The sequence below is a fragment of the uncultured Mycobacterium sp. genome, from assembly GCF_964249325.1.
Classification (GTDB): Bacteria; Actinomycetota; Actinomycetes; order Mycobacteriales; family Mycobacteriaceae; genus Mycobacterium.
Genome location: NZ_CAXUCH010000189.1, coordinates 1 through 2,207 on the forward strand (window position 1 = coordinate 1; position 2,207 = coordinate 2,207).

A 2,207-nucleotide genomic window follows, 5' to 3' on the forward strand; every position below is an offset into this window, starting at 1 on the left:
CTGCATAGGTCGCCGTGGCGGTTGGGCAGGCTGGGCGGGCTCTCGATGCGTCGACCAGGAGATGGTGGGCGGCTGATGGTCGTGCACCGACGCCGTGCCCGGTGGTCGGCCGGCCTGCTGCGGCTGGTTTTCGAGCTGAAAAGTCAGTTGCGGCCCACCGGCATTGCCGATGTTGATGCTCTGGCCGTCATGGATGTCGATCACCGGCGTTCGGTAGCCGTTGACGTACGTGCCGTTCACCGATCCGTTGTCGATGGCCAGCCACCTGTCCTGCTCGAAGCGCAGGATCAGATGCGCGCGGGAAATCCGCGGGTCGGCGATGCGTATGTCGGCACGCAGGTCCCGTCCGATGACGACGTCGTGGCCGGGCGCGAAAGTACGTTGAGTCCCGTCGTGGCGAATTGTCAGCACAGGCGGGACCGGTCGATTCACGACGTCCAGTATCGGTTGCCACACAGGGAAATCAAGCGACGCAACTGTGAGTAACCTATGTCTTCGCTATGTTTCGCCGAAGTCGAGCGGCCGGTTCATACCCGATCCGTGATTCATAGCTGTTTCATAACCACGATCGGCCCATCGCCGCTAAATCTGCAGGCATCATGCCAAGGGAGTAACCGAAACGCCCGAAAAGCGTGCGCCCGTCTGGGCTCTCGAGATGGATGCACCGCCGGAATAACTGCGGGTGAAGGAATAGCCACCTTCATGCCGTCGACGGAGCAACCGGTCCGGCGCCGCTGTCGGCGCGTGGCGCAGTTCCCTGCGTCAGATCCCAACCACTGCGGAGCAATAAGGGAGCAACGGCAGATGGATGAGGCGATGGGCTCCACTCGGCGCTGGGATGTCAGCCGCCGACTCCTGACCCACCCGCGGCAGGCCAGGGAGGCGCTGCGGCGCGGCTACCAGTCGCTTCCTCACATGGCGGTCACCCAACTCCTCCACCGCGTGCCGCTGATCCGATCCGGCGGGAGCGGAGAGGCGGGTGGGCCAGACGACAAGGGCAACCCGCGCTGGTCTATGGTTTCCGGCCCTACGGCCTTTGCCGGCTACACCGTGTTACGACCACTGGGTTCTGGTGGAATGGCCGACGTCTACCTGGCCAAGCACCCCCGATTGCCGCGTCGCGACGCGCTCAAAGTCCTCGCCAAGGACATGACGGCCGACGGCGAATTTCGGGAAAGATTCAACCGGGAAGCCGACCTGGCCGCGACGCTTTGGCACCCGCACATTGTCGCAGTCCATGATCGCGGCGAATTCGATGGCCAGCTGTGGATCGCGATGGACTACGTCGAGGGCACCGACGCAGCCCGGCTCATCAAAGAGCGCTACCACAAAGGCATGTCACAACAAGACGTTTGCGAAATCGTCGGCGCCGTCGCAGGCGCACTCGACTACGCGCATCAGCGCGGCCTGCTGCACCGCGATGTCAAACCCGCGAACATCCTGCTCACCCATCTCGAAGCAGGGGAGCGGCGAATCCTGCTGGCCGACTTCGGAGTAGCCCGTCAGCTCGCAGACATCAGCGGGATCACCGCCACCAATGTGGCGGTGGGGACGGTCGCCTATGCCGCGCCGGAACAGTTGCTGGGTCGCAAAATGGACGGGCGGGCCGACCAATACGCCTTGGCCGCCACTGCGTTTCACCTCTTGACCGGTGCGCCGCCGTATCAGCATGCCAACCCTGTTGAGGCCATCAGCATGCACCTCAACGCCCCACCGCCGCGGCTCGGCGACCACCGTCCAGATTTAGCGCACCTGGATGACGTGTTGTCGAAAGCTCTTGCGAAGGAGCCCGAGTCGCGGTTCGACCGATGCCGTGATTTCGCCGCCGCATTCAGCGAGCGGGTCGACCGAACCGCGGCCGCTGGCCGCCGTGTCGGCGAATTCTCGCTTAAGAGCAAGATCGCGATCGCCACTGTTCTCCTGGCGGTGGCCGCGATGGCGATAACCTGGACGACCTCCTATCTCTTCTGGCGGGACAAACCGGCAGCGAACGCGGCGCCCCCGCCGCGGCTGCACGCGACGTCGTCCAAGCACTCGGCCGGCACCTCGGGCGCGAGTATCGCCAAACCTCTGCTTCAGGGCACCTATCGGCTGGACTACGACCGGGCAAAGCAGACGTCCAGCGGCGTCATCGCCAACGACGGGGCCCAAACAAGCTGGTGGGCCTTTCGTTCGTCATGCACTGCGACCGGATGTGCGGCCACCGG

2 protein-coding genes are annotated in these 2,207 nt (G+C 64.4%); one reads left to right on the forward strand and one right to left on the reverse strand.

Features of this window, described 5'->3' with window-relative positions; translation table 11 throughout:
* The coding region (locus tag ACFE99_RS19130; protein WP_375488006.1) for an FHA domain-containing protein at positions 1-432 on the reverse strand (432 nt) is incomplete at its 3' end.
* A 582-nt stretch (positions 433-1,014) separates the two neighbouring features.
* Between ACFE99_RS19130 and ACFE99_RS19135 the strand changes: the two genes are divergently transcribed.
* A partial coding sequence (locus ACFE99_RS19135) for a serine/threonine-protein kinase (protein ID WP_375488010.1) occupies positions 1,015-2,207 on the forward strand: 1,193 nt, incomplete at its 3' end.